Source organism: Pseudomonas sp. AP3_22 TE3818 (genome assembly GCF_053628995.1).
On the sequence record NZ_JBRJHL010000001.1, the window covers coordinates 634,866 to 661,298 of the forward strand.

A 26,433-nucleotide genomic window follows, 5' to 3' on the forward strand; every position below is an offset into this window, starting at 1 on the left:
GAGCTTGCTCGCGATGGTCGTGAACGATAACGCGTAAAACCAGATGTCCAGTGGCGCCTTGGGTTTTTTCGCGAGCGGGCTCGCTCCTACAGTTCTTATGTTTCGCCTCTCCATATCGCAATGACTAAAAATTACAAAATGGTCATGAGTTGACCCTATGTGTCTCAAAAGTTGTTGGGGTACACTCCGACCTAACGAAAACACTCTTCCTGTGAATCACCTGTATAGATCTTGCGAGGTTTGCCATGGCTGACTACAAAGCGCCCCTGCGCGATATGCGCTTCGTCCTCAATGAAGTATTCGAGGTCGCCAAACTCTGGGCCGAACTGCCTGCGCTGGCCGAGACCGTCGATGCGGAAACGGTCGAAGCCATCCTGGAAGAAGCCGGCAAAGTCACCAGCAAAAGCATTGCCCCGCTGAGCCGTGCCGCGGACGAGGAAGGTTGCCATTGGGTCGACGGTGCCGTCACCACGCCGGCGGGTTTCCCGCAGGCCTATCAGACCTACGCGGAAGGCGGCTGGGTCGGTGTTGGTGGCGATCCGACCTACGGCGGCATGGGCATGCCCAAAGCCGTTTCGGCCCAGGTCGAAGAAATGGTCAACTCCGCCAGCCTGTCGTTCGGTCTGTATCCGATGCTGACCGCCGGTGCCTGCCTGTCGATCAACGCCCACGCCAGCGAAGAGCTGAAAGCGGCGTACCTGCCGAACATGTACGCCGGCATCTGGGCCGGTTCCATGTGCCTGACCGAGCCGCACGCCGGTACTGACCTGGGGATCATTCGCACCAAGGCCGAGCCTCAGGCCGACGGTTCCTACAAGGTCAGCGGCACCAAGATCTTCATCACCGGTGGCGAACACGACCTCACCGAAAACATCATCCACCTGGTGCTGGCCAAGTTGCCGGATGCACCGGCAGGGCCGAAAGGCATTTCGCTGTTCCTGGTGCCGAAGTTCATGGTCAATGCCGATGGCAGCCTGGGCGCGCGCAACCCGGCGAACTGCGGGTCGATCGAACACAAGATGGGCATCCAGGCGTCCGCGACCTGCGTGATGAACTTCGATGAGGCCGTGGGTTACCTGGTCGGCGAGCCGAACAAAGGCCTGGCGGCGATGTTCACCATGATGAATTACGAGCGTCTGGGTGTCGGTATCCAGGGCCTGGCCACGGGCGAGCGCTCGTACCAGAACGCCGTGGAATACGCCCGTGACCGTCTGCAAAGCCGTTCGCCGACTGGCGCGCAGAACAAGGACAAAGTGGCTGACCCGATCATCGTCCACCCGGACGTGCGTCGCATGCTGCTGACCATGAAAGCCTCGAACGAGGGTGGCCGTGCATTCTCCACTTACGTGGCCATGCAACTGGACACCGCCAAGTTCAGCGAAGATGCCGCCACCCGCAAGCGTGCGGAAGACCTGGTGGCCTTGCTGACCCCGGTGGCGAAGGCGTTCCTGACCGATCTCGGTCTGGAAACCACCGTTCACGGCCAGCAGGTGTTCGGCGGCCACGGTTACATCCGCGAGTGGGGCCAGGAGCAACTGGTGCGTGACGTGCGCATCACCCAGATCTACGAAGGCACCAACGGCATTCAGGCGCTGGACCTGGTGGGGCGCAAGATCGTCGGCAGCGGCGGGGCGTTCTACAACCTGTTCGCCGACGAGATTCGTCACTTCACCGCAACGGCCAGCGCTGACCTGGCGGAGTTCACCAAACCGCTCAACGATGCCGTCACCACCCTCGACGAACTGACCGCGTGGTTGCTGGATCGGGCGAAGAGCAATCCGAACGAAATCGGCGCGGCATCGGTCGAGTACCTGCAGGTGTTCGGCTACGTGGCGTATGCCTACATGTGGGCCCTGATGGCCAAGGCCGCTTTGGGCAAGGAAGCGCAAGACGATTTCTACGCCAGCAAACTGGGCACCGCACGGTTCTATTTCGCCCGTCTGTTGCCGCGGATTCACTCGTTGAGCGCGTCGGTCAAGGCCGGTAGCGAATCGTTGTTCCTGCTGGATGCAGGACAATTCTGATGAAGTAATGGTTTGTAAGCATTCTCTTACATAACGTGCTGCTGTTCTCCCATAGATGCAAATTGGATCCACAGCTAATCTACTTGTCATGGACGTAGCGCAGGAAGCGCAAAGCAACAACAGGGACACGTAGGATTCTGCCAGGATGGCGGAGTGAAATGGATGTCAGGGAAACAGTCTGCAAAGCCCCGCTTCGGCGGGGTTTTCTTTTGCCCGAAGAAAAGTTTCTAGCTCAGCCCGTCCAGGGCCTGCGGGCTGTTCAAACGTTCAATCGGGCCATTTATCACTTCTTCCAGCAATGTCCGCAGCAAGGCCAGCGAGGCCTGCTGCCGTTGCACATCCCGACACACCAACCCGACTTTCAGGGGTACTCGTGGTTCGCTCAGGGGCTTCCACAGCAATTCGTGGTTGCCATGGGTCTTTTGCGAGCGTCCGGGCAGCACCGTCGCCAGGCGTGTATGCGGCAGGCTGTCGAGGATGCCGGCCATGTTGTTCAGTTCGGCTTGCACCTGTGGGCGGCGTCCGAGGTTCGCCAGTTGGGTTTGCCAGATCTGCCGGATCTGAAATTCCTCGCCCAGCAGCAACATCGGCAGCTCGGCGGCCTGGCTCATGGACACCTTCTTGAATTCACGCAGCGGGTGCTCTGCCGGGATGACCAGGGTCAGTTCATCTTCGTACAGCATCACGCCATGCAGACCAGGCTGGCGGGGTGGCAGATAGCCGATACCGATATCCAGAGAACCGTTGAGCAGTCGCCGCTCGATTTCCAGTCCGGTCAGTTCGTAGATCTGCACGACAAGATGCGGCTGCGCCTTGCGCACGCGTTCGAGCATCTGTGGAACGAGGCTGGTATGCACCGTCTGCAATACACCGATGGCCAGGGTGCGCAGCGCCTGCCCCTTGAAGTTGCCGAGCGCCTCCCGTGCCCGTTGCAGGCCATCGAGCAAAGGCAGGGCGTGGTTGTACAGCGTGTGGGCCGCGAGGGTCGGCAACAGGCGTTTGCTGTTGCGTTCAAACAGGCTCACATCGAGGTTTTGCTCGAGGTGGCGGATTTGCTGGGACAGCGCCGGCTGGGAGATCGACAGGCGCTCGGCGGCCCGGCCCACATGGCCTTCTTCATAGACCGCGACGAAATAACGCAGTTGCTTGAAATCCATAAGTATTACTTATCGAAAATGCTGGGAAATCGAAATGGCTGAATGCCTTGCCTGAGCCTAGTCTAACCGCATTCACAGGGCTTACAGGGCCACAGAGCGCGATGAATACCCTTTGCTTCGATGGTGTTTACATAGGTAAGGCAAAAAACCTCAAAAGAGGTTGTTTCAGATGAACCTGTTCAGTCTGCGCCGTAGTCCTCCCAGTCTTGATGATCTGGTCATGGACGCCTCCCTGCCTTCCAAAGACAACAGTCTTTCCAGCGAGTACTTGATGCCCGGTGTCGAGCGGCCGAAACAGGTGTTTGTGCGTGGCCAGGGTTCATGGTTGTGGGACAGCGATGACCGTGCGTACCTGGATTTTTCCCAGGGCGGCGGGGCCAACAGCCTGGGTCACAGCCCTTCAGTACTGGTCAACGCCATCACTGCCCAGGCTCAAGCGCTGATCAATCCGGGTTTCGGCCTGCATAACCGCGGCATGCTCAGACTTGCCGAGCGTCTGTGTGCCAGCACCGGCAGTGATCAGGCCTACCTGCTCAATACCGGCAGCGAAGCCTGTGAGGCGGCGATAAAGCTGGCGCGCAAATGGGGGCAACAGCATCGCGGTGGCGCGTCGCGAATCATTGTGGCCAACAACGGTAACCATGGCCGTAGCCTGGCGACGATGTCGGCGTCGGACAGTTCGACATTAACCAACCGATTCGAGCCGCAACTGCCGGGCTTCAGCCATGTCCCGTTCAATGACCTGCCGGCATTGCATGCGGCCGTGGATGAACGGACCGTTGCGATCATGCTCGAACCGATCCAGAGCGAAGCCGGTGTGATCCCGGCCACCGCGCATTACCTCAAGGGCGTCGAACGCTTGTGCCGTGAACTCGGCATCTTGCTGATCTTCGACGAAGTGCAAACCGGCATCGGCCGTTGTGGCACCTTGCTCGCGCAACAGTCCTGCGGGGTCACGGCGGATATCGTCGTGCTCGGCAAAGGCTTGGGCGGCGGAGTGCCATTGGCCGCGCTGCTGGCGCGGGGCAAGGCCTGCTGTTTCGAACCCGGCGAGATGACCGGTACCCATCATGGCAATGCACTGATGACCGCAGCGGGACTTTCGGTACTCGATGCGGTGCAGGACAAGGTTTTCCTCAAGCACGTCGCAGAAGCCGGTCAGCACCTGCGTGAAGGCTTGGGGCGTTTGGCCCATCGTTACGGTCACGGTGAGTTGCGCGGACAAGGGCTGCTGTGGGGGCTGACGCTGTCGGACGATTCCGCTGACGCGGTAGTCAAGGCCGCGCTCTACGAAGGCCTGTTGCTCAACGCCCCGCAACCCGACTGCCTGCGCTTTACCCCTGCGCTGAATGTCAGCAACGCCAACATCGATGAAATGCTCCTGCGCCTGGCGCGCGCCTTCTCCCGAGTACGCACCGCGCAATTGCAATGCCGCAAAGGGATTGCCGTCTGATCCGACGCGCCCTGCACACATTCCCGAACCGTCTCGCGGTAATACGCACGCCTCACGCCCGACACTTTTGGCGTGGGGCGTTTTTTTGTGGCTGGTTTTTGCCAAAGGCAATTTCGGCTTGAGCGGTTAGCCCATCAATGGCTTTCTAGCGTGCATCGGCAGGGAGTGCCGGTGCCAGCGATTGAACTTTGTTTTGGCGTTGGCTTTGAAATCCATACCACTGGGTGGTATGTTTTTGCGGAAGGGATACCTATGTCGCCGAGGCTGTTCAAGACAAAACGTTTTGCGATGCAGGCCGCCAAGGCCTGGATCGGTGATGACGAACTCCGGGAGGCATTCACCGAAATGCTCAATGGCCAGGCTGACAATCTGGGTGGCGGGGTCTGGAAGAAGCGTTTGAACTCCAACCGCCATCGCTCGATTATCCTGGCCAAGGGAGGTGCTTATTGGATCTATCAGTTCCTGTATGCGAAGAAAGATCAGAGCAACATCAGTCCCAGGCATTTGCTCGACTTGCGAGAGTTGGCCAAGACATATGGTGGGCTGACCGAAATGGAAATTCAGCGCTTGCTGGATGCAAAGGAGTTTGTGGAGATACCAAATGAGTAAAAAATTCAAAAGTGAGCTATCGGAATCGATCCACGAATCGGCCAGTGCCTTGTACGCCATCGGTGCAATCAGCAAGGCGACCATGCGTGAATTCGATGAGTCTTGTCTTGCAACGGTGCCGAATGCGATTCCCGCTGAGGAGATCAAGGCATTGCGCGAACGCAACAATGTCAGCCAACCGGTGTTTGCGCGCTACCTGAACACCAGCGCTTCCACGGTCAAGCAATGGGAAGCAGGGGATAAGCACCCCAGTGGCATGGCGTTGAAGTTGCTGAGTATCGTGCAGAAACACGGTCTGGAAATACTGGCCTGAGGAATCGGGCTGAACCCTGACAAACGGCACAGGTCGATTAGCTGTAGGGCTCGAACGAGTCCACCCCAATCAGGAGCTGCCCCATGGACTTTATTCGCATCATCATCGCCATCCTGTTGCCGCCGCTGGGTGTGTTTTTGCAAGTAGGATTCGGCGGGGCGTTCTGGCTGAATATTCTGCTGACATTGTGCGGTTACATTCCGGGGATCGTGCATGCGGTGTACATCATCGCCAAGCGCTGAATCTGCGGCGCTGGATAGATCGCTATCGCTGGCAAGCCAGCTCCTACAGGAGATCAGCGTTCTGTAGGAGCTGGCTTGCCAGCGATTTGAGCACCACCGATTTCAGCTGGCGTGCTCCATCACCCTTCGATAAAACAACCACTCCTGCTCCAGCGCATGGGCTTGATTGCCGGCCTTGCGAAAGCCATGGCGTTCATCGGCGTAGTAATGCGCTTCGACCAGGATGCCGTTGTCCCGCAGCGCCGAGACCATGTCGCGGGTCTGTTGCGGGACGACCACGGCATCCAGTTCTCCCTGAAAGAAGATCACCGGCACGCGGATGTTGCTGGCATGCAGCAGCGGAGTGCGGGCGGCATAGCGTTCGGCGTCCAGCAGGGGATCGCCGATCAACCAGTCCAGATAGTCGCTTTCGAATTTGTGGGTCGCGCGCCCCAGCGCTACCGGGTCACTGACCCCATACAGACTGGCTCCGGCACAGAACACGTTGTGAAACGCCAAGGCGCAAAGCGTTGTGTAGCCGCCGGCGCTGCCGCCACGAATGAAGGCCTTGTCGCCGTCGATCAGGCTGCGTTCGTTGAGGTAACTGACCACGGCGCAAGCGTCTTCGACATCCACATCACCCCAGTTCAAATGAAGCGCCTGACGATAGGCCCGGCCATACCCGCTGCTGCCGCGGTAGTTGAGGTCGGCCACGGCGAAGCCCCGCTGTGTCCAGAACTGGATGCGCGGATCGAGCATTGGGTAGCACGCCGACGTCGGGCCGCCATGGATGAACACCACCAGTGGCGGTTTCGCCGCGCCGGTCATTGCCGGGTAGTAGAAGCCGTGTGCTTCGCCTGAGCCACTTGGGTAGCGCAAGGTCTGCGGGCGGCTGATCCGTTCGGGAGGAAGCGGTGCGATGCCGCCGGCCAGTACCTTCACTTGCCGGCTTTGACGGTCGATGGCGATGACGGCGGTTGAGCTGACGGGCGACGCTGCAATGCAATAAATGAACTGCCCATCCACGGCGAGATGGCGGAAGCGGCTGTAGTCGCCAGTGAAGTCGGCGCAGGAGTCGCCGCCTATGCCCAATCGGCCAAACCCGCCCTCGCTCCAACTGGCCAGATACCTGTCGTCGCCCAGCGGCAACCAGGTACTGCCGCCGAGTTGCCAGGGCGCCGGGCCATGGTCGGCGGCTGCACTTGGCAATGGGCTCAGGCCTTTCCCGGATTCCACCCATGGCTGCCAGTAACCGGCGCGATCCGTCAGGCAGTACAAGCGACCGTCAGCATCAAACCGTGGCTGTTGCACCGACTCTTGAGCGCCGTCGCCCGCCACACAACGCGCCTCGGCAAACCCGCCATGGGCGAGGCGTTCGGCAACCATCAAGCGGGTCGCTGTCCATGGCTGATCCGGGCGACTCCATTCGATCCAGGCGAGACGCCGGGCATCAGGGCTCAGCGTCGGTGCCGCGTAGAAATCAGCACCTTCGGCCAGCACGTGGCGTGTGCCATCCAACAGATCGATCACCACCAGTCGGTGTTGGTCGCGATGCTCCTCGACCGCCAGCACTTGCCCGTTGGCGAATTGAAGATCGCCATAACGGCACGCACCGGACGTCAGCCTCTCGGGCGTATTGCCTTGCAGTGTTTGCCGATACAACTGCTGGTCGGCCTCGTTGACGAAAACGATGCCGTCGTCTGTCAGGCAAAACGCTCCACCGCCATATTCGTACACCCGACTGCGTACGCTGAACCCCGGCGGCGTCAGGCATTTCGCTGTGCCCTCACGCCAATGCCAGATCCGGCACGCCGCGTCTTCGGGGCGGTACTCGTTCCAGAACAGGCCCTGCCGACCGACCTGCAGTTCAGCAAAGTCGATACCGGCAGCCACGGCTTTGGCAGCGCTGAAAGGTTCAGCTCTTGGCGATGAGGCGTGAGTTTCGTTCATTGCGAAAGGCCAGTTGGTCGATGGTCTGGGTCGCGTGTTCGGCTTCTTCGCGAGCCTTGAGGATCACGCCGTGTTGTGGCGACTTGCTGCACACCGGGTCGGCGTTGCTGGCATCACCGGTGAGCATGAACGCCTGGCAGCGGCAGCCGCCGAAGTCTTTTTCTTTCTCGTCACAGGAGCGGCACGGCTCGGGCATCCAGTCGTAACCGCGGAAGCGATTGAAACCGAACGAGTCGTACCAGATGTGCTGCATGCTGTGGTCGCGCACGTTGGGAAACTGCACCGGCAGCTGTCGGGCGCCGTGACAGGGCAGGGCGGTTCCGTCCGGCGTGACTGTCAGAAAAATACTGCCCCAGCCGTTCATGCAGGCTTTCGGGCGTTCTTCGTAATAGTCCGGGGTGACGAAAATCAGCTTGCACGGATGCCCTTCGGCTTCCAGTTTGGCGCGGTATTCATTGGTGATGCGTTCGGCGCGCACCAGTTGCTCCCGGGTCGGCAATAGCCCGACGCGATTGAGCTGCGCCCAACCGTAGAACTGGCACGTGGCGAGCTCGACGAAGTCCGCTTCCAGTGCGATGCACAGCTCGATGATGCGGTCGATCTGGTCGATGTTGTGCCGATGGGTCACGAAGTTCAGCACCATCGGATAACCATGGGCCTTCACCGCCCGGGCCATTTCCAGTTTTTGTGCAAAGGCCTTTTTCGAGCCGGCCAGCAGGTTGTTCACCTGCTCGTCGCTGGCCTGGAAACTGATCTGGATGTGATCGAGGCCGGCCTTCTTGAAGTCGCTGATTTTCTGCTCGGTCAGGCCGATGCCGGAGGTGATCAGGTTGGTGTAGAAACCCAGTTTGCGGGCTTCGGTAATCAGCTCGGCGAGGTCCTGGCGCACCAGCGGTTCACCGCCGGAAAAGCCCAGTTGCGCGGCGCCCATTTCCCGCGCTTCACGGAATACCTTGATCCACTGTTCGGTACTGAGCTCTTTGCCCTGTTCGGCGAAATTCAGCGGATTGGAGCAGTAAGGGCATTGCAGCGGGCAGCGATAGGTCAACTCGGCGAGCAGCCACAGCGGCAGGCCGACTTCAGGTTTGGGCGGCACTTGCACTGATGAATCAGGCAAGTTCGATCCAGTGCTGCGCACGGGCTACCTCCATGAATTGCTCGATGTCGTCACCGAGTTCGGGTACGCCGGGGAACTGTTGGTCGAGTTCGGCGATGATCGCCGCGACATCCCGTTCACCGTCAATCAAGCCACCGATCAGTGCGGCACTTTCGTTGAGCTTGATCATGCCTTCCGGGTACAGCAGCACGTGGCCTTTCTGCGCCGGTTCGTACTGGAAACGGTAGCCGGGACGCCAGGTCGGGGTCTTGCTGCGATCGAAACTCATAAGGTGATTCCTTTGTGCCAGACCCGTTCTCCGGTCACGCTGTGATACGGCGGGCGTTTCAGTTCGTAGGCCATGCTCATGGCATCGAGCATGCTCCAAAGAATGTCCAGTTTGAACTGGAGAATTTCCAGCATGCGCTCCTGGCCTTTACGGGTGGTGTAGTGCTGTAGCGTGATCGCCAGGCCGTGCTCGACATCACGCCGTGCCTGGCTCAGGCGCGTGCGGAAATACGCGTAGCCGGCCGGGTCGATCCATGGGTAATGCTGCGGCCAACTGTCCAGGCGCGATTGGTGGATTTGCGGGGCGAACAGTTCGGTCAGCGAACTGCTGGCGGCCTCCTGCCAGCTGGCGCGGCGGGCAAAGTTGACGTAGGCGTCCACGGCGAAGCGCACGCCGGGCAATACCAGCTCCTGGGAACGCAACTGGTCCGGGTCGAGGCCGACGGCCTGGCCCAGTCGCAGCCAGGCTTCGATGCCGCCGTCTTCACCGGGCGCGCCGTCGTGGTCGAGCAAGCGCTGAATCCACTCGCGGCGGATCTCGCGGTCGGGGCAATTCGCCAGAATGGCCGCGTCCTTCAGGGGAATGTTCACCTGGTAGTAGAAACGGTTGGCGACCCAGCCCTGGATCTGCTCGCGGGTCGCCCGGCCTTCGTACATCGCCACATGGTAGGGGTGATGGATGTGGTAGTAGGCGCCCTTGGCGCGCAGGGCCGCTTCGAATTCGGCGGGGGACATCGGGGTGTCGGTCATCGGGGTTCTCCGGGGGAACAACCGTTGAAATCTTTGGTGTCTGGTCGGACATCATCGCTGGCAAGCCAGCTCCCACAGGTTTTATGTGCGCCACAGAACATTGTGGGAGCTGGCTTGCCAGCGAAGGGGCCCTCAGCTACAGCACAATACTCATGCCGTCATACGCCACTTCAACCTGGCGCCGATCCAGCTCCGCGCGCTCGGGCGAATCTTCATCGAGAATCGGGTTGGTGTTGTTGATGTGGATAAGCACCTTGCGTTGCGTGGGCAGTTGCTCCAGCACTTCGAGCATGCCGCCGGGGCCGTTTTGCGCCAGATGGCCCATTTCCCGACCGGTGCGGGTGCCTACGCCACGACGCTGCATTTCATCGTCATCCCACAGCGTGCCATCGACCAGCAGGCAATCGCTGCCGGCCATGATCTCCAGCAGCGCGGCATCCACCTTGCCCAGGCCCGGTGCGTAGAACAGTTTGCCGCCAGTGCCCCGGTCTTCGACGATCAGGCCGATGTTGTCGCCCGGATGCGGGTCGAAGCGGTGCGGGGAGTAGGGCGGCGCGGCACTGCGCAGCGGCAACGGGGTGAAGCGCAGGTTCGGGCAGGCGGGAATGGTGAAGCTTTGATCGAGCTCGATGCGGTTCCAGTTCAGCCCACCGTTCCAGTGAGTCAGCATATTGAACAGCGGAAAGCCGCTGCTCAGGTCTTCGTGGACCATGTCCGTACACCAGACCTGATGCGGGCACCCTTCACGCAGCATGAGCAGGCCGGTGGTGTGGTCGATCTGGCTGTCCATCAGGATGATCGCGCCGATCCCGGTATCGCGCAGGGCGCGGCCCGGCTGCATCGGGGCGAAGCCCTGGAGTTGGGCGCGGATGTCCGGGGAGGTGTTGCACAGCACCCAGTTCACGCCGTCATCGGAAATCGCGATGGACGACTGCGTCCGCGCCTTGGCCCGCAGGCTGCCGTCGCGAAAGCCTGCGCAGTTCGCGCAGTTGCAGTTCCACTGGGGGAAGCCGCCGCCGGCGGCGGAACCTAGAATCTGGACAAACATGGACGCTCCATCAATTCAATGCTGAAAATAAAACGCCTCGGATAACCGAGGCGTTGTGCTGCACATCTGCCAAAGCAGAGATTAGCGGCTTGCGAAGTACATGGTGACTTCAAAGCCGATACGCAGGTCGGTGTAGGCAGGTTTGGTCCAGGCCATCAATTGAACTCCTTCAGGTAGGTGGGACAGCGCTATCTATAGGTTTAGTCCACCTCAGGTCAGAGATGTTCCAAATAGTTAGGTTGCTATGTTACTCAAAATTTCAAAGAGATTGCCCGTGAAACTTTGAGAAAGCTCCTTACCGCCCCGGTAATGATCATTTTGCCGCTTGCCATGGCGTGCCTGGGCTGGTGGAACTGGCCAGGCAGCGCCAGCCGCCCTCGGCCTGATTCAGGCGTCGGACCGCCGCCAGTAGAGCGACCCGGTCAATTTGCAAAATGGCCTCGGGCAATTGCGTCAGATAATCCGACGAGCGGCCGCCCAGTTTGCCCTGCCAAAGCAATTCCGCAGCCTGGGCAGTGGGCAATGCAACCAGGGAAAATTGCTCGGCCAAGGTCTGGCGCCCGGCGATGAACGCGTTGTCGTCGAGGGCATTGATCAGCATGGGCAAACCGCTGAGGAACTGTTCGATGTGTTGCAGCAGATCTGCCGGCGCTACGTTCGGTGATTGCACACCGAATAGTAATCCGGTTGTCCCGTGAATCTGGCGCAGGGCGCTGAACACCGCATAACCCAGCTGCAACTCCACGCGCAGGCGCTGGTAGAACGGCGTCTGACAGAAGTGCGCAAGCAGGCGCCACGCGGCTTCGTCGGCCAATTCCCCGGTCGCGGCAGGGCAAAACAGCAGCAGTGCGTGCTCGCTGGAATCGCTGTCGACGGCGCTCCACAGACGTTGTGACGGGATGGTCGGCGGCGGGGTCAATTGATTGTCCGGCGTGCCGGGTACACGACTCAAGGCCAGGCCCATGGCCGCTTGAGTCTGGGCGGACAGGCCAATCGCCAGGCCATCCCAGCGTGCACTCGACCAGAGTTGCTGCGCGTCGTCCGTGTTCGCGGTGTGCGCAAGGCAGTGATCGGGCAATGCCTTGAGCAATTGTCGAATGGGGATCAGCGCGACGCTTTCCGGCGCGGCTTGTGAGACGGCAGCGTCAGGTTGTGTCAGCTCTTTCAGCGCATGCTCCAGAACGCTGGGCATTGGCTCCTGCAGTCCGGTCATTTTCAGCAGCCATTCGTTGCCCGAGGCACTGAAAGAAACATCCACACCGGCCTGACGCGCGTCTTCGCGCAGCGCTTGCAGGTTATTTTCCAGTCGGGACTGAAGGACGCTGGCGGGACTCGAGTCCAGACGCCAGCGCAGATAAATCGCACCTTCCGCGCTGTTGTCCGGCAATGCCTGGCTGAATTGCATCGGCGAACGTTCACGACGGCTGCGCGAGCGATCCTGGGCAAAGCTACGCAGGCCACGGTGGGCGCTGGTCTGGCCACGAATCAGTCCGGCGTTGGGCGCGGGTGTTTCGGTGCGCAGGAACGGGTTGGGGGCGGGCAACTGCCATGGGCCGCTGAAGTTATCCACAGCGCCGATTTGAGTGAGGATTTGCTTGAGCGCTGTAACGCCTAGGCCAGATAACCCGACTTCGCGTTGTTCGCTGTCCAGTCGGGCCAATTGCAAGGCGCTGCTGACCTGTTCCTGGCGCTGGCGCAGGGTTGCGTATTCTTCGCGCAACGGGGTCCAGTCCTGCTGGGCAAAAAAACTTAGCCAGTCCATAAGGCGTTCTTGAATCCCTGTTGCCGAGTTGGCGACGGGCAGGGTGAATTCGATATGAAGCAAGGCTTGCCCGGCGAACTGGTACAGCGGCTGGGCTTTCAGGTGATCGGCCAGCCCGCGCTCGCGCAGGTCCGCCGACAAGCCACCGGGTTTTGCCGAATTCAGCCAGTGGCACAAGAATGCCAGCGCCTCGGCGCAAGACTCGGGCAGCGATTCGAGGGCGAACAGCCAATCCAGTCGCCGCTCTTCAGCCTGTTGATAACTTCTTTGCGAGGTCGACATCAGTGGCACAGGAGCGTGTTGCTCAATGCTTTCTCCCTCGGCGATGACGTTACCAAACGCTTCAGCCAGGGTCCTTAGCTCTTTGAGGCTTTGCGGTCCGGCCAGGCTCAACGTCATCTGCCCGGTCTGGTAAAACCGCTGATAAAAATCCTGCAGGGCCTGCTGAAACTCGGGTTGCTCCACAGGCAGGGTGGCGCGATTTCCGGCATGAAAACCGCGAAGCGGATGTGCTTCTGCCAGTCCGTCGAACAGTGCAAATTGCTGCTGCGCTGCCGCATCCTGCGACCAGGCGACAAACTCCGCCTGAAGCACTTCCCGTTCCCGCTGCTGATCGTCCGGATTCATACGCGGATGGGCGAGCATGTCTGACAGACGCTCCAGCCCACCGGCAAATGCCTGGGGTGGCAGTTCGAAAAAGTAGTCTGTGGTGCGCTCGCTGGTTCGCGCGTTTATCTGGCCGCCATGACTCTGGATGTAGGCCATCAACCCTTGCCCGGCAGGAAAACGCTCAGTCCCCAGAAACAGCAAATGCTCAAGAAAGTGCGCCAGGCCGGGCCACGCCAGCGGCACATCATGGCTGCCCGCAGCGACCCGCAACGCTGCTGCGCAACGTTTCAGATTCGGGGCATGACGCAGCGTCACCCGCAAGCCATTGGCCAGGGTTTCAGTGTGGGGGCGAGGGTGATTCAGCGCGGGCATGGGCACTTCCAGAACAGTGAAGTGCCAATGCTAGCGGATTAGGACTTGTTCAGCTCGCCGTAAAGCTCGGGACGACGATCGATCAGGTAGCGATTGGCGGCACGGGAATCGACCATCAACTGTCGATCCAGCTCACCGACAATCAGCGATTCATCCAGTCCCGCCTGAGCGATACGGCTGCCATCCGGCGCAGCAATGCTGCTCTGGCCGCAATAGTGGATGTCGCCTTCATGACCACAGTAGTTGGCGTAAGCCACATAGCATTGGTTTTCGAAGGCGCGGGAACGCACGGTGACATCGGCGACGAAATCGAACGGAATCATGTTCGCGGTCGGCACCAGAATCAGCTCGGCGCCGCCCAAGGCCAAGCGTCGGGCGTTTTCCGGAAACTCCAGGTCGTAGCAGATCAGGAAACCAAGCTTCCAGCCGTTGAGCTCAACGATGGGAAACTCATCGGAACCTGCGCTGAACATCGAGTGATCGAGGTCGCCGAACAAGTGCGTCTTGCGGTAGTTGCACACGCGCTCGCCATTGGCGTCGATCAGCTGCACGGCGTTGTAGATCTGCCCGTCCTCGGTGCGCTCGGGATAGCCATACAAGATGGCAATCCCGGTTGCCTTGGCAATGCGTGCGATCTGCTGCGCCGACTCACCGTTGTACACCTCCGCCAACACGCTGACGGCATCGACGCCGATGTTGTAGCCGGTCAGGAACATCTCCGGCAGCACCAGCAGGTCCGCGCCTTTTGCCTCCAGCGCCAGTTGTTGCAGGCGTTGCAGGTTGCCGGCGACATCCAGCGGCAACGGTGGACATTGGTAAAGGGCTACGCGCATTTCGGATTCCTCTTACTCGGGCAGGGCGATCGGTCCGATCTCGTTGAACACATCTCCTGGACCCGGATTCTCGGCGTGAGTTGCACCGCCGAAGTGTTTCATGATGCCCCACACCGCATTGAGCGAGGTTTGAACCGCGCCTTCAACCCAGGCTGGCGTCCACGAAACGTCGTCGCCAGCGATGAAGATCCCGCGCTGTTCTGCCGGCATGTCGTCCTGCATGAAGTGCGCGTACATGCGCTGGTTGTAGCGGTAGTGACCGGGCAGTGCGCCTTTGAACGCGCCGAGGAAATGCGGGTCGGCTTCCCAGGACACGGTGATCGGATCGCCAATGATCCGCGCGGCGATGTCGACTTTCGGGTAGATCTTCTTCAGTGCATCCAGCGCCAGTTTCACGCGTTTTTCCACCGGGTGCGGGAGCATTTTCAGCGCGTCGCTCATCCACGAGTACGACAGGCAAATCACCCCGGGCTTGTCGTCGCCGTTGTCGAACAGGTAGGTGCCACGGGTCAGGCGATCGGTGAGGGTCATGCTCATCAGGTCGCGGCCGGTTTCCGGATCCTTGTCCTTCCAGAACGGGCGGTCGACCATCACGAAGGTTTTCGACGATTGCATGTAGCGGGTGCGGTCCAGGGCCATCCACATCTTTTGCGAGAACAGGGTTTCGTCGCATTCGATCTGGGTGGTCAGCAGCCAGCTCTGGCACGTGGTCAACACGGCGGCGTATTCGCGGGTGTCGCCCCAGTTATCGGTGACGGCGAAACGGCCGCCCTGTGCGTGGGCAATCTTCTTCACGCCGGTGCGTGGTGCGCCGCTGTGCAGGGAGCTGAGGCTGGTGCCGGCCGGCCAGTGTGCACAACGCTCTGGCACATGGCGCCAGATGCCTTGGGGCACTTGTTCCACGCCGCCGACCACCAGGTGCTGGTGATCGTCGCAGTTGGTCATCACCACGCGGAAGATTTCCAGCATCGAATTCGGGAAGTCCGAGTCCCAGCCGCCGGTGCCGAAACCGACCTGGCCAAACACTTCGCGGTGATGGAACGACAGCTTGGCAAAGGCTTTGGACGTGGCGACGAAGTCATAGAAGGTGCGGTCGTCCCACAGTGGCACCAGGGTGTTCCACAGCTCCTTGAGGCGCGGCACATCGCGGTCGCGAATGGCTTGCTGGATATCCGAGAACTGCGAACCGGCTTCCAGGGCGTCGGCCCACGCGTCAGCCACTTCCTGGAACAGCGCAGGAAGGTCCGACAGCTTCTGTGCGTAATGGGTCTGGCCTTCGAGGTCGATGACCGTGCTGCCCGACGCGGGCGTCAGCGGGTTGGGGAACGGTTTGGTTTCCAGGCCGAGCTTGTCGACGTAGTGATAGAACGCGGTGGACGACACCGGGAAGCGCATGCCACCCAGTTCGGCCACGATGCCTTCGGCGCCGTTGAAGGCCTGGGAACGCAGACGTCCACCCATTTTCGAGGCTTCGTAGACGACCGGTTTCAGCCCCAGCTTCATCAGCTCATACGCGGCCACCAGACCGGCAATCCCGCCGCCGACAATCGCCACTTCGGCACCGTGATTGTGTTCCGGAATGCTGCCCAGGCCGGCCGGGTGTTCGATCCAGTCGTCGAAGGCGAAGGGAAAGTCCGGGCCGAAAATGGTGATTGGTTTTTTACCGTCTGCAGGATGGCGATTGTTCTTGTTCATGGCTGACCTTGCTGGCGACCCGACGCGGAATGCGCATCTGAGTATAGGAAAAGATGCCAGCCATTCTAGAGAGCACAGAACACGTTAATAAGACGCAAAGTGTCGTCGTTTTGCTATTTTATTGGTCGATATGATGAACTAATTGCACACACTGCCCACTGTAGGAGCTGGCTTGCCAGCGAAGAGGCCGTTGAATTTTGTGTTGATGGTCCGGACGCCTTCGCTGGCAAGCCAGCTCCTACAGGTCTTTGCAGGCCTGTCAGGCCCCCAAAACCGCCGGGAAAACCTCAAACCGGCTGCCCCCGATCAATCTTGCTACTCAGGATGATCGACGTCGTAGTCTTCTCCACCCCATCCACACTGCCAATCTGATCCAGCAACTGATCCAGCTGCTCCGGCGAATCGGTGCGCAACCACGCCACATAATCAAATTCGCCACTCACCGCACACAACTGCTGTACCTGCGCCATCGCGCTCAGGCGGCGCAACACCTCCTTGCCGGAACGCGGTTGCACCGTGATCCCGACATACGCCTGCAACCCGCCATCCACCACCCGCTGCCCGAGGCGCACGCCGTAGCCGGTGATCACTTTGGCCTTTTCCAGCCGCGCCAGGCGCGAGGTGACGGTGGTGCGGGCGATGCCCAGTTGCCGGGCGAGCATGGCCACGCTCTCGCGGGCGTTGATCTGCAGGGCTGCAATCAACTGGCGGTCGATTTCGTCGAGAACGGGCGGGCGAGTGTCAGGCAAAGGGTTATCTCCAGCGGGATGGATCAGTGCGCAAGCATGTTACAGGCAGATTCTGTACGACGCTCGCGACGGATCGCTGATCTGCTTTCAGAACCGTTCATGACATTTCTGTCTGCGACAAATTGCCATAAGTAACCAGTTAGTACATTATTCCGCCCATTGTCACAAATGGGGAAAATGTCCGACATGAACAATTCTGGGGCTGCCGCCGGCAGCAAATGGTTGCTGGCGGGGCTGGGTGTGCTGATTGCACTGATCGGGCTCGGCCTGGCGGGTGGCGGCGGCTATCTGATTGCGCTGGGTGGCAGTGGGTATTTCCTGCTGATGGGCCTGGCGATGCTGGTGTCCGGCCTGTTGATTGCCCGTCGCAAGCCGCTGGGCGCCTGGCTGTATGGTGCGGCGCTGGTCCTCACCGCGATCTGGGCGGTATGGGATGCCGGTCTCGAATACTGGCCGCTGGTCTCGCGGGTGCTGACCTTCGCCGTGATCGGGCTGGTCGTCGCCCTGATCTATCCGACCCTGGTCCGCGCATCAGGTGCGACCGGCGGGCGTGGTGCTTACGGTCTGGCTGGCATTCTGGGCGTGGGCGTCGTTGCGACGATGGCCTACATGTTCGTGCCGACCCACGTGGTCAAAAACACCACTGTACCTGCGGTAACTCCGGTCACTCCGGGCGCCGAACAGAAAGACTGGGCGCACTGGGGCAACACCACCGCCGGCAACCGCTTTGCTGCGCTGGACCAGATCAACAAAGGCAACATCGACAAGTTGCAGGTCGCCTGGACCTTCCGCACCGGCGATATCCCGCAAAGTACCGGTGCCGGCGCCGAAGACCAGAACACCCCGCTGCAGATCGGTGACACGGTCTACACCTGCACCGCCTACGGCAAAGTCTTCGCCCTGGATGCCGACACCGGCGCCCAGCGCTGGAAGTTCGACCCGCAAGGCACCGCGCCCAACTGGCAGCGTTGCCGTGGCCTGGGCTATTCCGAAACCCCGGCGTCTTCGGACAATCAGCCAACCGCCTGTACGAAACGTCTGTTTCTGCCGACCGGCGATGCCCGCCTGATCGCCATCAATGCCGACACCGGCAAGCCCTGCGAAGAGTTTGGTAACAAGGGCACCGTCGACCTGACCACCGACATGGGCGAAGTGAAGCCCGGTTACTACCAGCAAACCTCGACCCCATTGGTCGCTGGGGACGTGGTGATCGTCGGTGGCCGCGTGGCCGACAACTACTCCACCGGCGAACCGCCGGGCGTGGTGCGAGCCTACGACGTGCGCAGCGGCGAACTGGTGTGGGCGTGGGATCCGGGCAATCCGAACACCACCAAACGTCCGCCGGCCGGTGAGACTTACACCCGTGGCACGCCGAACGTATGGTCGGCCATGTCCTACGACGCCAAGCTCGGTCTGGTCTACCTGCCGACCGGCAACGCGACGCCAGACTTCTTTGGCGGTCAACGCACCGAGTTCGACGACAAGTGGAGCTCGTCCATCGTCGCCATCGACGTGAAAACCGGTCAGGTGCGCTGGCACTTCCAGACCACTCACCACGACCTGTGGGACTTCGACCTGCCGGCACAGCCGCTGCTGTACGACGTGCCGGACGACAAGGGCGGCACCCAGCCAGCCCTGGCGCAAGTCACCAAACAGGGCGAGATCTTCCTGCTCAACCGCGAAACCGGCGTGCCGATTGCCCGCGTCGAAGAACGTCCGGTGCCGCAAGGCAAGGTTCCCGGCGAGCGCTACTCGCCAACCCAACCGTTCTCGGTCGACATGCCTTCAATCGGCAACAAGACCCTGACCGAGTCCGACATGTGGGGCGCCACGCCGTTTGACCAGTTGATGTGCCGCATCCAGTTCAAAGGCATGCGCCACGAAGGCGTCTACACCCCACCGGGCATGGACCGCGCCCTGCAATTCCCGGGCTCGCTGGGCGGCATGAACTGGGGCAGCGTTTCGGTTGATCCGAACACGAACTACATGTTCGTCAACGACATGCGCCTGGGCCTGGCCAACTACATGATCCCGCGCGACAAGATCAAAGCCGGCGCCAGCGGCATCGAAATGGGCGTGGTGCCGCAGGAAGGCACACCGTTCGGCGCCATGCGCGAGCGCTTCCTCTCGGCGGTCGGCATTCCGTGCCAGAAACCACCGTTCGGCACCCTGTCGGCCATCGACCTCAAGACCCACAAACTGATGTGGCAAGTCCCGGTCGGCACCGTACAGGACACCGGCCCGCTGGGCATCCGCATGCACCTGCCGATCCCGATCGGCATGCCGACCCTCGGCGCATCGCTCGCCACCCAGTCGGGCCTGCTGTTCTTCGCCGGCACCCAAGACTTCTACCTGCGCGCCTTCGACACCGGCAACGGCAACGAAATCTGGAAATCGCGCCTGCCGGTGGGCAGCCAGTCCGGGCCGATGACCTACGTTTCACCGAAAACCGGCAGGCAGTACATCCTGCTGACGGTCGGCGGTGCGCGTCAGTCGACGGATCGTGGGGATTATGTGATTGCCTACGCTTTGCCCAAATAAGGGCTGAAGCTTGAGTCAGAAAAGCCGCGCGATTGCGCGGCTTTTTCTTACCGAGAGTTTTTACTGCCGCAGAGCGTTGTCGATGAGTTCGATCTGAAAGCGATACCGTGCGTTCACATGTTTGAGAAGAATTGCACCGATTGAAACTCCGAGGATCAATGCGATCACCATTATCAAAATGGTGTCCCCCAGACTTCCAGTCACAGGCCCAGCCATCAAGGTCTGACTTAACCATGGGAAACCACCAAATTCCTTGGCGCAAACGTAGGCTGTACCTAGTAAAGCCAGCCCTGCGGCTTTTTCTCCAAAGAAATAGGCGACACGGGCTTCTGCGCGATTCACTTTGAGTTCGAGCCAGTATCTTGCATTTGCTAAGGCTTTTTCATGGTGAGATTTTAGTGTTTCGACAAAGGCGTTTTCATGCTCGATGTCGGCCAGCATGTTTCTCAAACTGATGGTTTTCCATCGGACTAGAGTCCGTGCCGACGCAAAGATTGGGGCCAGCAGGGACGCGAGTGTAGATACAGTGGATATCACTATTAGAACGAGCGCGACGTTTTTCATCATATTTGGTAAGGGTGATTGGGACGTGTGCCAGTAGGCTAGCAATGCGGCAAGCCCGAGCCCGATTGCACCAACCAATAGAGCTCGATTGGCGAAGCGTGCTGCTTGCATTTCTTTTCCTGTGCGCCGAGAAGCTGCCTTTCGAGGTTCGCATTGACTTAAGTATTCAAGAACCTTGAAAGTTTCTTCGAGAGGGTTCGTCGGAAAATCCTTTTCCATGCTGCTCATTTGATGCTCCTTTATTTTTGAGATGGACGAGATTTCGCAAGAAAAGTACAGCAGAAGTGAAGGGAGGTGATGGAAATGACGAACAAGATGCCGCGCTCTGTACGGGTGCATGCGGGGCAGATCGCACATCACGAAATGGGGCACTACGTAGTAGCCCGCGCCTTGGGCTTTGCCACGGGCGGCGTGACCCTGACAGTGACCATGGACTTGAGGCATCAAGGAGGGGCATCCATCAACCTGGCGCGGTCAATTTCGTCGATGGAAGCGATGAAGGAACACCTGGAAGCCCGGATGATGGTTCTCCTGGCTGGCGCAATGGCGCAGACACTGCCTTCAAAACCTTCCGCCGCCAAACGCGTCGATAAGCTCAAAGCCACAGGCATCCTCAAAGGTGAGCAGGGCGCGGAGCAGGATTACGCAAAAATCAGGGAGCTACAGCATCTGTTGCGCAACCTCGCCTACCCCGATACCGATCCAGCGTCGTCTGAGCGAATAGCGGCGCAGCTTAAAGCGGTGACTGACCGGATTTGGGGCCGGACTCAAAAAATCATAGAGGATCAGGCCGAGACGATTGCCGAACTGGCAGGGATGCTGGTGGACAACATGGTCATCGTGGAGCAGTGGGGCAGGCCGGCGGATACCTATGAGGTTGTGATGGCGGGGCAGGTACTGGAACGGCTGCGGGTAGTGCAGTCCATTTCATCGCCACGTGTTTGGACGGACAGCAACAGTGATGCCGTTCCGCACTGGAAATAACGAAGGGTCGAAGCGACTGGCTCTATAAGCCCCAAAAAGGGAACGCTCGGTCCCCTTTTGGGAATTTTCTGGCTCTGTGATTATTCGTTGTTTTACTGATCTGCTTCCGCTCTCGTTTGAACAGGCCGCCGCGTCAACACCTTCACCACATCATCAATCACCGCTTTGCTCATCGTCGTCAGGTAATGCGCGGCCCAGGCGTGGCGGTCGGAGTCTTGGGCGTAGGCGGCATCGACAGTCAGGGACTTGGCGAGGTAGAGCAGGTCGGAGGCTTGGGCCAGGGCGTCGGCGATGGGAACGTTGCGACAGACGTGGAACAGTGGTTGGTCCGAGAGAAACAGGAAGGGCGTGAAGCCAATGGTTTTCAGCTCTGAAGGTGCGGGCGAATCTGTTTTGGTCATGGTCATACTCCAGCGTTCGAGGAGTCGCCACGTTCGTTTCCAAGCGAATGGGTGGCGGCTGTGCGCAGGTTGGAAACCGGGGACCAAAGATCCGGCACGCCCAAAGGCGTCCCGCGCACAGCTGCCATAACACAGAGTTCGCAGTCGTCACAAACGTCTGGAATCGTGGTGGGGATGCTGTTGCGCTGTGATCCGACGGGTTTCCAAGCCCGATCGCTGAATGCTCAGCGACGTCCGGAGACTATCCCGTCAAAGAAAAGCGCAACAAGGCGGCAAAGTGCCCAAAAGCAAGATTCGGAGTTTGCCTACAAGGTCCTAAGGCGTCATCCGATATTTCGATCAAGCAAGTGTGTCAAAGATTCAACGTTCAGGCGTGGCTGGAAACTGTCCTTAACAATTCAGCAAGAAACAGGGGGTGGTCGGACGGCCGCTCAAACCCATAGAGTTATTCCCTTGAGGTCATATTCCTTGGGCGGCATATTGTATGGGCTGGGATGTTGAGTACACCGATCAACTTGGAGGCTGGTGGGAGGGGCTGCATGCAAAGGAGCAGGCTTCTGTCTCGGCCAGCGTTGATCTGCTGGAGCTCTTTGGGCCAAGCCTGGTCAAGACCGCTGGTACGACGAACATGTCCCGCTGGCGGATAACTTGTATGACGAACATTTGGAAACACTGCGCACTGAGGGCCGCAACGATGGCTAAGAAATTTGCTGAGCTCCAAGCTCGAATGACGGCGGAATCTCGCGCTGACGCAGAGCGGCAGTTCCAACAGCATCTTAAAGAAATGCCTCTGCACGAGTTGCGTAAGGCCCAGGAGCTGAGCCAGGAGACCTTGGCCAAGGCGCTACACGTCAATCAGGCGGCAATTTCCAGGATGGAGCGACGAACCGACATGTACATCAGCACGTTGCGCAATTACATCCGCGCCATGGGCGGCGAGCTGGAAATCATCGCAACCTTTCCCGACGGACAGGTGAAGATCGAGAACTTTGCCCATTGAGGCGATAAAAACGTCTCTGCAAAAACCGATCAGCCAGACACGCAAAAGCCGCGCATTGCGCGGCTTTCTTGTTTGGTGGGCCCACACGGACTTGAACCGTGGACCAAAGGATTATGAGTCCTCTGCTCTAACCAACTGAGCTATAGGCCCTCAGTAGGTCGCGGATTATAGCGACGGTTTCGCGGCTGTGCTATCCGAAAAAGCCATTACGGTTGTACGAAGAAACGTCGCGGCGAATTCGTCGGCGGGCAAGGGCAGGCTGACGATGTAGCCTTGGATCTGTTCGCAGCCCTCGGTGGCGAGGAATTGCTGTTGCGCCTGGGTCTCGACGCCTTCGGCAATCACGGTGAATTGCATGCTGCGCCCGAGGGCGATGATGGCGCGTACGATCGCCGCATCGTGGGGATCGTCCGGCAGGCCGCGGACGAAGGACTGGTCGATCTTGAGGATGTCCAGTGGCAGACGCTTGAGGTAGCTCAGGGACGAGTAGCCGGTGCCGAAGTCATCGATGGCCAGTTGCACGCCCAGATGTTTGAGTTGATGCAGCACCGCCAGCGCTTCTTCGGCCTGGCTCATGATGAAGTTTTCGGTGATTTCCAGTTGCAGGAATCCGGGGTTGAGGCCGTTGTCCTTGAGTAACTGTTCGATGCGGCCCAGCAGGTTGGGCTGACGCAATTGGGCGCCGGCAAGGTTGACCGACAGCGGGCTGGGGCTTTCGTACAGCCGGTGCCATTCGGCCATCTGCCGGCAGGCGGTTTCCAGGACCCAGTCGCCGATTTGCAGGATCATGCCGTTTTCTTCAGCCAGCGGGATGAAGTGTTCTCGCGGCACGTCGCCAAAGGTCGGGTGGCGCCAGCGGATCAGGGCTTCGGCGCCGACCAGGCTGTAGTCGTCGAGGCTGATTTTCGGTTGGTAACACAGGTGCAATTCGTTGCGTTCGATGGCGCGGCGCAGTTCGTGCTCCAGCGCCACGCGTTCGCTGGCCTGGGCGGTGAGGTCGCGGGTGTAGCTTTCGACGCGATTGCGGCCCTTGGCCTTGGAGCGGTACATCGCCGCGTCGGCGTTCTTGATCAGTGTGGCAACGTCGCAGCCATCCTTGGGATAGAGGCTGGTGCCGATGCTGGCGCTGATGAAAAACTCGTGTTCGCCGGCCTGGAACGGCGCGGCGAAACAATTGAGCAATTTGGTGGCGATGTTGTCGGCATCACTGGATTGTTGCAGGCCCGGCAGCAGGATAATGAACTCGTCACCGCCCAGGCGTGCCACGGTGTCGATGTCACGCAACTGCTCCTTGAGGCGTGCGGCAATGCCCTTGAGCAGCAGGTCGCCCACCGGGTGGCCGAGGCTGTCGTTGATGTGCTTGAATCGGTCAAGGTCAAGGAACAGCACGGCACCCTGGCCGCCGTTTTCATGCTGGTTGTTGAGTGCCGTCAGCAAGCGGCTTTCGAACAGCGTGCGGTTCGGCAGGCCGGTGAGCGGGTCGTGGTGCGCCTGGTAGTCGAGCTTGGCCTGGGCATGCTTGAGGCTGGAGATGTCGGCGAATACCGCGACAAAGTGGGTGATGAACTTGTCGCGGTTGCGCACGGCACTGATGGTCAGCCAACTCGGGTACAGCTCGCCATTTTTGCGCCGATTGGAAATCTCGCCCTGCCAATGACCTTCGGCAGTCAATTGATGCCACATGGCCGCGTAGAACGCGCTGTCATGCAAGCCCGAAGCGAGCAGGCGCGGCGTGTGGCCCAGCGCTTCGCTTTCGCTGTAACCGGTGATTTCGGTGAAGGCACGGTTGACCGCGCTGATGTGCTGTTGGGTATCGGTGATCAACACGCCTTCGGCGGTGCTTTCGAACACGGTGGCGGCTTGTTGCAGTTTTTCCTGCATCAGGTGCCGCTCGGTGATGTCTCGGGCGATGGTCAGCATACAGTCGTCATCGCCGATCGGCAGCGGACGGCTGGACACTTCACAGAGGCGGATCTGCCCGTCGCTGCGGCGGATATGGCAACTGAAGTCGCGGACAAAACCGTCCCGATGCAGCAGGTCGAGCATTTGTTTGCGTTCATTGAGATTGACCCAGATCCCCAGGTCCAGCACCGAACGATCCACCGACATGGCGCTGTTGAATCCGGTGATGCGACTGAAACCCTCGTTGATCTCCATCAGCAAGCCGTCACTTTGCCGCGACAGCAGCAGGCCGTCGGGAGACGCATGGAAAGCCTTGGCGAACTTCTCTTCGGACGTTTGCAGTTGTTGCTGGGTTTCCTTGAGCTGGGTGATGTCCCGCACCACGACCACCAGCGCCGGCGTCATGTCGAGGTCGAACGGTTCAGCGGAGATCAGCCCGGTGAACACCTGGCCGTTACTGCGACGAAAGGGCATTTCCAGGTTGCGGATGCTGCCGGCCTGCAAGCGTTGCAACAGACTCGGACCAACGCCGGGAATCCCCCAGATGTTCAGGTCGGTGGCGGTCAGTCCAATGACGTCCTCGGCCTTGAGGCCGATCTGTTCTTCGAACGCTTCGTTGACCTCCAGCAGGCAACCGTCGCTCAGGCGTGCGATCACCAGAATGTCAGGGCATTGCTGGAACACGGAAGCGAATTTCTGTTCCGACAGGCGCAGCGCTTCTTCGGTGCGCTTGGCGTCGGTGATATCGATCATCAACCCGCGCATCACCGGCTCATGCCCGTGTTCGATCAGGCTGACGATGTCGCGCACCCATAGGCAGCGCCCGTCGGCGGTGATCACCCGGTAATCGAGGCGGTGATCGCGCCCGGCCAGCACTTCGTGATCGCAGAAAGTCTGGGCACGAATCAGGTCGGCGGGGTGAATGATGTTGCGCCAGAAGCCCGGAATCAGCCAATGGGAGAGGGGGTAGCCAAGAAGATCTTCGGCGTGGGGCGATACATAGCTGTAGGTGTAGTCGGTGACCTTTGCTTCCCAGGCGATGGCCGACAGGCTCTCTACCAGGCCGCGGTAGTGGTACTCGCTGCTGCGAAGTTCCTGTTCAAGATCGACACGGCGGGCGATTTCCGAACTCAAGCGGCGGTTGATGCGGATAACTGCCGCCAGCACCAGGGTCAGCAGCAGCAATCCGGGCAGGCCATACACCAGCAGGTCATTCCAGAATGTTCGATGATCGATGACGTTACCGACCCAATGCTCCTGAATGGCGCTGATTTCGGCGGGGCTCATGTCCGCCAGGACTTTGTCGAGAATGCCGACGAGGATTGCGTTGTCGCGGGGTACTGCCATGGCCAGCTGATAGCGATAGGGGGTTTCACCGCTGACATATAACCCGTCGAGCTTGAGCTGACGCAGGCTCCAGACGCTGGACGCCAGATCGCCCACCACCGCATCCACTGCACCGGTGGCCAGCGCCTGTAACGTCGAACTGACATTGGGCATTGCCACCAGGTTCAGGTCGGGATTGTGGGTGCGCAGCAGTTCGTGGGGGGCGTAGTTTTCCACCACGGCGATTTTCAGGCCATACAGGTCTTGCAGGTTGTGTGGCTGGGCGCCCCTGACATGGGCCAGGATGACGATCGGAAAATCCAGATAGGGGCGGGTGAACGACAGGTATTTCTGGCGTTCCGGGGTCGACATGATGCCCGGCAGCAGATCGATTTTGCCCTTTTTGGCTTGTTCCAGGACGGCGGTCCAACTCACCGGCTCGATGGGCGTGAGCCGGGTTTTCAGCCTTTGGCGAATGACCTCGATGTAATCCGCGGCAAGGCCCTGATAGCTGCCCTCATCGTCGCGAAACTCGAAGGGCGGCCACGATGCATCGACACCCAGGCGCAAGTCCGGGTGAGCCGCCAGCCAGCTACGTTCATCCTCAGTTAGAGTCAGCGCGCCAGCCGTTGCGGTCCAGGTCATCAGCGACAGCAAAAAAAGCACGGTCGGCAGTCTGGGCATAACGGTCTCGTTATGGCTCTGGGGAATGTTTCGAGTGTAGACGGGCTACAAGGCGGAGGGGAGGTGTGGAGATATTAATCTGCCATAAAACAAAACCCCCGG

General features: G+C 59.9%; 22 protein-coding genes, 1 tRNA gene and 1 pseudogene. 9 read left to right on the top strand and 15 right to left on the bottom strand.

The window, feature by feature from the left end:
• Positions 1 to 245 precede the first annotated feature (245 nt).
• Positions 246 to 2,024, top strand: a complete 1,779-nt coding sequence (locus tag AB7M25_RS02995; RefSeq protein ID WP_429391658.1) for an acyl-CoA dehydrogenase C-terminal domain-containing protein — start codon at positions 246 to 248, stop codon at positions 2,022 to 2,024.
• 227 nt (positions 2,025 to 2,251) lie between these two features.
• On the opposite strand, the gene AB7M25_RS03000 is transcribed toward AB7M25_RS02995, so the two are convergent.
• Positions 2,252 to 3,181, bottom strand: a complete 930-nt coding sequence (locus AB7M25_RS03000; RefSeq protein ID WP_429517765.1) for a LysR family transcriptional regulator — start codon at positions 3,179 to 3,181, stop codon at positions 2,252 to 2,254.
• Positions 3,182 to 3,350: 169 nt separating this feature from the next.
• Here AB7M25_RS03000 and AB7M25_RS03005 point away from each other — a divergent pair, with 169 nt between their 5' ends.
• The 4 genes from AB7M25_RS03005 to AB7M25_RS03020 all read left to right on the top strand — a co-directional run bounded on the left by AB7M25_RS03005 (position 3,351) and on the right by AB7M25_RS03020 (position 5,798).
• A complete protein-coding gene (locus AB7M25_RS03005) occupies positions 3,351 to 4,634 on the top strand; it encodes an aspartate aminotransferase family protein (protein ID WP_429517763.1) in 1,284 nt (427 codons plus the stop codon).
• A 252-nt stretch (positions 4,635 to 4,886) separates the two neighbouring features.
• The gene (locus tag AB7M25_RS03010) at positions 4,887 to 5,243 is read left to right on the top strand and encodes a type II toxin-antitoxin system RelE/ParE family toxin (RefSeq protein ID WP_007980319.1); all 357 of its coding nucleotides are present in this window, start codon (positions 4,887 to 4,889) and stop codon (positions 5,241 to 5,243) included.
• Positions 5,236 to 5,556 carry a helix-turn-helix domain-containing protein gene (locus AB7M25_RS03015; RefSeq protein WP_007980317.1) on the top strand — a complete coding sequence of 107 codons (321 nt, stop codon included), beginning with the start codon at positions 5,236 to 5,238 and terminating at the stop codon, positions 5,554 to 5,556. The genes AB7M25_RS03010 and AB7M25_RS03015 overlap by 8 nt, the downstream gene beginning before the upstream one ends.
• Before the next feature lie 83 nt (positions 5,557 to 5,639).
• Complete coding sequence (locus tag AB7M25_RS03020; protein ID WP_003228885.1) at positions 5,640 to 5,798, top strand: YqaE/Pmp3 family membrane protein; 159 nt, start codon at positions 5,640 to 5,642, stop codon at positions 5,796 to 5,798.
• A 102-nt stretch (positions 5,799 to 5,900) separates the two neighbouring features.
• Here the strand turns inward: AB7M25_RS03020 and AB7M25_RS03025 are convergent, their stop codons facing one another.
• The 10 genes from AB7M25_RS03025 to AB7M25_RS03070 form a co-directional block, all read right to left on the bottom strand.
• Entirely contained in the window at positions 5,901 to 7,727 is a 1,827-nt protein-coding gene (locus AB7M25_RS03025; RefSeq protein WP_429517761.1) for a S9 family peptidase, read from the bottom strand.
• Complete coding sequence (pqqE, locus tag AB7M25_RS03030; protein WP_429517759.1) at positions 7,693 to 8,865, bottom strand: pyrroloquinoline quinone biosynthesis protein PqqE; 1,173 nt, start codon at positions 8,863 to 8,865, stop codon at positions 7,693 to 7,695. Before pqqE ends, AB7M25_RS03025 begins: the two co-directional genes overlap by 35 nt.
• Positions 8,837 to 9,112 (bottom strand): pyrroloquinoline quinone biosynthesis peptide chaperone PqqD, encoded by a 276-nt coding sequence (pqqD, locus tag AB7M25_RS03035; RefSeq protein ID WP_008051583.1) that lies wholly within the window; start codon positions 9,110 to 9,112, stop codon positions 8,837 to 8,839. The genes pqqE and pqqD overlap by 29 nt, the downstream gene beginning before the upstream one ends.
• Complete coding sequence (gene pqqC / locus AB7M25_RS03040) at positions 9,109 to 9,861, bottom strand: pyrroloquinoline-quinone synthase PqqC (RefSeq protein WP_429517756.1); 753 nt, start codon at positions 9,859 to 9,861, stop codon at positions 9,109 to 9,111. The genes pqqD and pqqC overlap by 4 nt, the downstream gene beginning before the upstream one ends.
• Before the next feature lie 136 nt (positions 9,862 to 9,997).
• Positions 9,998 to 10,909, bottom strand: coding sequence for a pyrroloquinoline quinone biosynthesis protein PqqB (gene pqqB / locus AB7M25_RS03045; RefSeq protein WP_429517754.1), 912 nt, complete (start codon positions 10,907 to 10,909; stop codon positions 9,998 to 10,000).
• Between the two features lie 81 nt (positions 10,910 to 10,990).
• A complete protein-coding gene (gene pqqA, locus AB7M25_RS03050; RefSeq protein ID WP_003444522.1) occupies positions 10,991 to 11,065 on the bottom strand; it encodes a pyrroloquinoline quinone precursor peptide PqqA in 75 nt (24 codons plus the stop codon).
• 157 nt (positions 11,066 to 11,222) lie between these two features.
• Complete coding sequence (gene pqqF / locus AB7M25_RS03055; RefSeq protein WP_429517753.1) at positions 11,223 to 13,652, bottom strand: pyrroloquinoline quinone biosynthesis protein PqqF; 2,430 nt, start codon at positions 13,650 to 13,652, stop codon at positions 11,223 to 11,225.
• Between the two features lie 38 nt (positions 13,653 to 13,690).
• On the bottom strand, positions 13,691 to 14,485 hold the full coding sequence (locus tag AB7M25_RS03060; protein ID WP_217836530.1) for a carbon-nitrogen hydrolase family protein: 795 nt from the start codon (positions 14,483 to 14,485) through the stop codon (positions 13,691 to 13,693).
• A gap of 12 nt (positions 14,486 to 14,497) precedes the next feature.
• A complete protein-coding gene (locus AB7M25_RS03065; protein WP_454236966.1) occupies positions 14,498 to 16,180 on the bottom strand; it encodes a flavin monoamine oxidase family protein in 1,683 nt (560 codons plus the stop codon).
• Positions 16,181 to 16,467: 287 nt separating this feature from the next.
• Complete coding sequence (locus AB7M25_RS03070) at positions 16,468 to 16,929, bottom strand: Lrp/AsnC family transcriptional regulator (protein WP_007980298.1); 462 nt, start codon at positions 16,927 to 16,929, stop codon at positions 16,468 to 16,470.
• Between the two features lie 186 nt (positions 16,930 to 17,115).
• Here AB7M25_RS03070 and AB7M25_RS03075 point away from each other — a divergent pair, with 186 nt between their 5' ends.
• Positions 17,116 to 19,470, top strand: coding sequence for a glucose/quinate/shikimate family membrane-bound PQQ-dependent dehydrogenase (locus tag AB7M25_RS03075; RefSeq protein ID WP_454236967.1), 2,355 nt, complete (start codon positions 17,116 to 17,118; stop codon positions 19,468 to 19,470).
• Positions 19,471 to 19,530: 60 nt separating this feature from the next.
• On the opposite strand, the gene AB7M25_RS03080 is transcribed toward AB7M25_RS03075, so the two are convergent.
• Entirely contained in the window at positions 19,531 to 20,262 is a 732-nt protein-coding gene (locus AB7M25_RS03080; protein ID WP_454236968.1) for a hypothetical protein, read from the bottom strand.
• 75 nt (positions 20,263 to 20,337) lie between these two features.
• Between AB7M25_RS03080 and AB7M25_RS03085 the strand changes: the two genes are divergently transcribed.
• Positions 20,338 to 21,018, top strand: coding sequence for a peptidase M41 (locus AB7M25_RS03085; RefSeq protein WP_454236969.1), 681 nt, complete (start codon positions 20,338 to 20,340; stop codon positions 21,016 to 21,018).
• A gap of 92 nt (positions 21,019 to 21,110) precedes the next feature.
• Here the strand turns inward: AB7M25_RS03085 and AB7M25_RS03090 are convergent, their stop codons facing one another.
• Positions 21,111 to 21,419, bottom strand: coding sequence for a DUF3077 domain-containing protein (locus tag AB7M25_RS03090; protein ID WP_126047892.1), 309 nt, complete (start codon positions 21,417 to 21,419; stop codon positions 21,111 to 21,113).
• A 484-nt stretch (positions 21,420 to 21,903) separates the two neighbouring features.
• On the opposite strand from AB7M25_RS03090, the pseudogene AB7M25_RS03095 reads away from it, so the two are divergent.
• Both AB7M25_RS03095 and AB7M25_RS03100 read left to right on the top strand, forming a co-directional pair.
• A pseudogene (locus tag AB7M25_RS03095) lies at positions 21,904 to 22,121 on the top strand (hypothetical protein).
• Positions 22,114 to 22,419: a helix-turn-helix domain-containing protein gene (locus AB7M25_RS03100; RefSeq protein ID WP_429517742.1), complete on the top strand. Its 306-nt coding sequence runs from the start codon at positions 22,114 to 22,116 to the stop codon at positions 22,417 to 22,419. The pseudogene AB7M25_RS03095 and the gene AB7M25_RS03100 overlap by 8 nt, the downstream one beginning before the upstream one ends.
• A gap of 73 nt (positions 22,420 to 22,492) precedes the next feature.
• On the opposite strand, the gene AB7M25_RS03105 is transcribed toward AB7M25_RS03100, so the two are convergent.
• A tRNA-Ile gene (locus tag AB7M25_RS03105) sits at positions 22,493 to 22,569 on the bottom strand.
• Positions 22,570 to 22,584: 15 nt separating this feature from the next.
• Positions 22,585 to 26,331: an EAL domain-containing protein gene (locus AB7M25_RS03110; RefSeq protein WP_454236970.1), complete on the bottom strand. Its 3,747-nt coding sequence runs from the start codon at positions 26,329 to 26,331 to the stop codon at positions 22,585 to 22,587.
• Positions 26,332 to 26,433 lie beyond the last annotated feature (102 nt).

Excerpts from the sequence above, each read along its gene's own strand:
- AB7M25_RS03075 (WP_454236967.1), top strand. The coding sequence starts at position 17,116 with ATGAACAATTCTGGGGCTGCCGCCGGCAGCAAATGGTTGCTGGCGGGG.
- AB7M25_RS02995 (WP_429391658.1), top strand. The coding sequence starts at position 246 with ATGGCTGACTACAAAGCGCCCCTGCGCGATATGCGCTTCGTCCTCAAT.
- pqqB (WP_429517754.1), bottom strand. The coding sequence starts at position 10,909 with ATGTTTGTCCAGATTCTAGGTTCCGCCGCCGGCGGCGGCTTCCCCCAG.
- pqqC (WP_429517756.1), bottom strand. The coding sequence starts at position 9,861 with ATGACCGACACCCCGATGTCCCCCGCCGAATTCGAAGCGGCCCTGCGC.
- AB7M25_RS03000 (WP_429517765.1), bottom strand. The coding sequence starts at position 3,181 with ATGGATTTCAAGCAACTGCGTTATTTCGTCGCGGTCTATGAAGAAGGC.
- AB7M25_RS03020 (WP_003228885.1), top strand. The coding sequence starts at position 5,640 with ATGGACTTTATTCGCATCATCATCGCCATCCTGTTGCCGCCGCTGGGT.
- AB7M25_RS03005 (WP_429517763.1), top strand. The coding sequence starts at position 3,351 with ATGAACCTGTTCAGTCTGCGCCGTAGTCCTCCCAGTCTTGATGATCTG.
- AB7M25_RS03080 (WP_454236968.1), bottom strand. The coding sequence starts at position 20,262 with ATGAGCAGCATGGAAAAGGATTTTCCGACGAACCCTCTCGAAGAAACT.
- AB7M25_RS03100 (WP_429517742.1), top strand. The coding sequence starts at position 22,114 with ATGGCTAAGAAATTTGCTGAGCTCCAAGCTCGAATGACGGCGGAATCT.
- AB7M25_RS03065 (WP_454236966.1), bottom strand. The coding sequence starts at position 16,180 with ATGAACAAGAACAATCGCCATCCTGCAGACGGTAAAAAACCAATCACC.
- AB7M25_RS03025 (WP_429517761.1), bottom strand. The coding sequence starts at position 7,727 with ATGAACGAAACTCACGCCTCATCGCCAAGAGCTGAACCTTTCAGCGCT.
- AB7M25_RS03010 (WP_007980319.1), top strand. The coding sequence starts at position 4,887 with ATGTCGCCGAGGCTGTTCAAGACAAAACGTTTTGCGATGCAGGCCGCC.
- pqqD (WP_008051583.1), bottom strand. The coding sequence starts at position 9,112 with ATGAGTTTCGATCGCAGCAAGACCCCGACCTGGCGTCCCGGCTACCGT.
- AB7M25_RS03090 (WP_126047892.1), bottom strand. The coding sequence starts at position 21,419 with ATGACCAAAACAGATTCGCCCGCACCTTCAGAGCTGAAAACCATTGGC.
- pqqF (WP_429517753.1), bottom strand. The coding sequence starts at position 13,652 with ATGCCCGCGCTGAATCACCCTCGCCCCCACACTGAAACCCTGGCCAAT.
- AB7M25_RS03015 (WP_007980317.1), top strand. The coding sequence starts at position 5,236 with ATGAGTAAAAAATTCAAAAGTGAGCTATCGGAATCGATCCACGAATCG.
- AB7M25_RS03110 (WP_454236970.1), bottom strand. The coding sequence starts at position 26,331 with ATGCCCAGACTGCCGACCGTGCTTTTTTTGCTGTCGCTGATGACCTGG.
- AB7M25_RS03085 (WP_454236969.1), top strand. The coding sequence starts at position 20,338 with ATGACGAACAAGATGCCGCGCTCTGTACGGGTGCATGCGGGGCAGATC.
- AB7M25_RS03060 (WP_217836530.1), bottom strand. The coding sequence starts at position 14,485 with ATGCGCGTAGCCCTTTACCAATGTCCACCGTTGCCGCTGGATGTCGCC.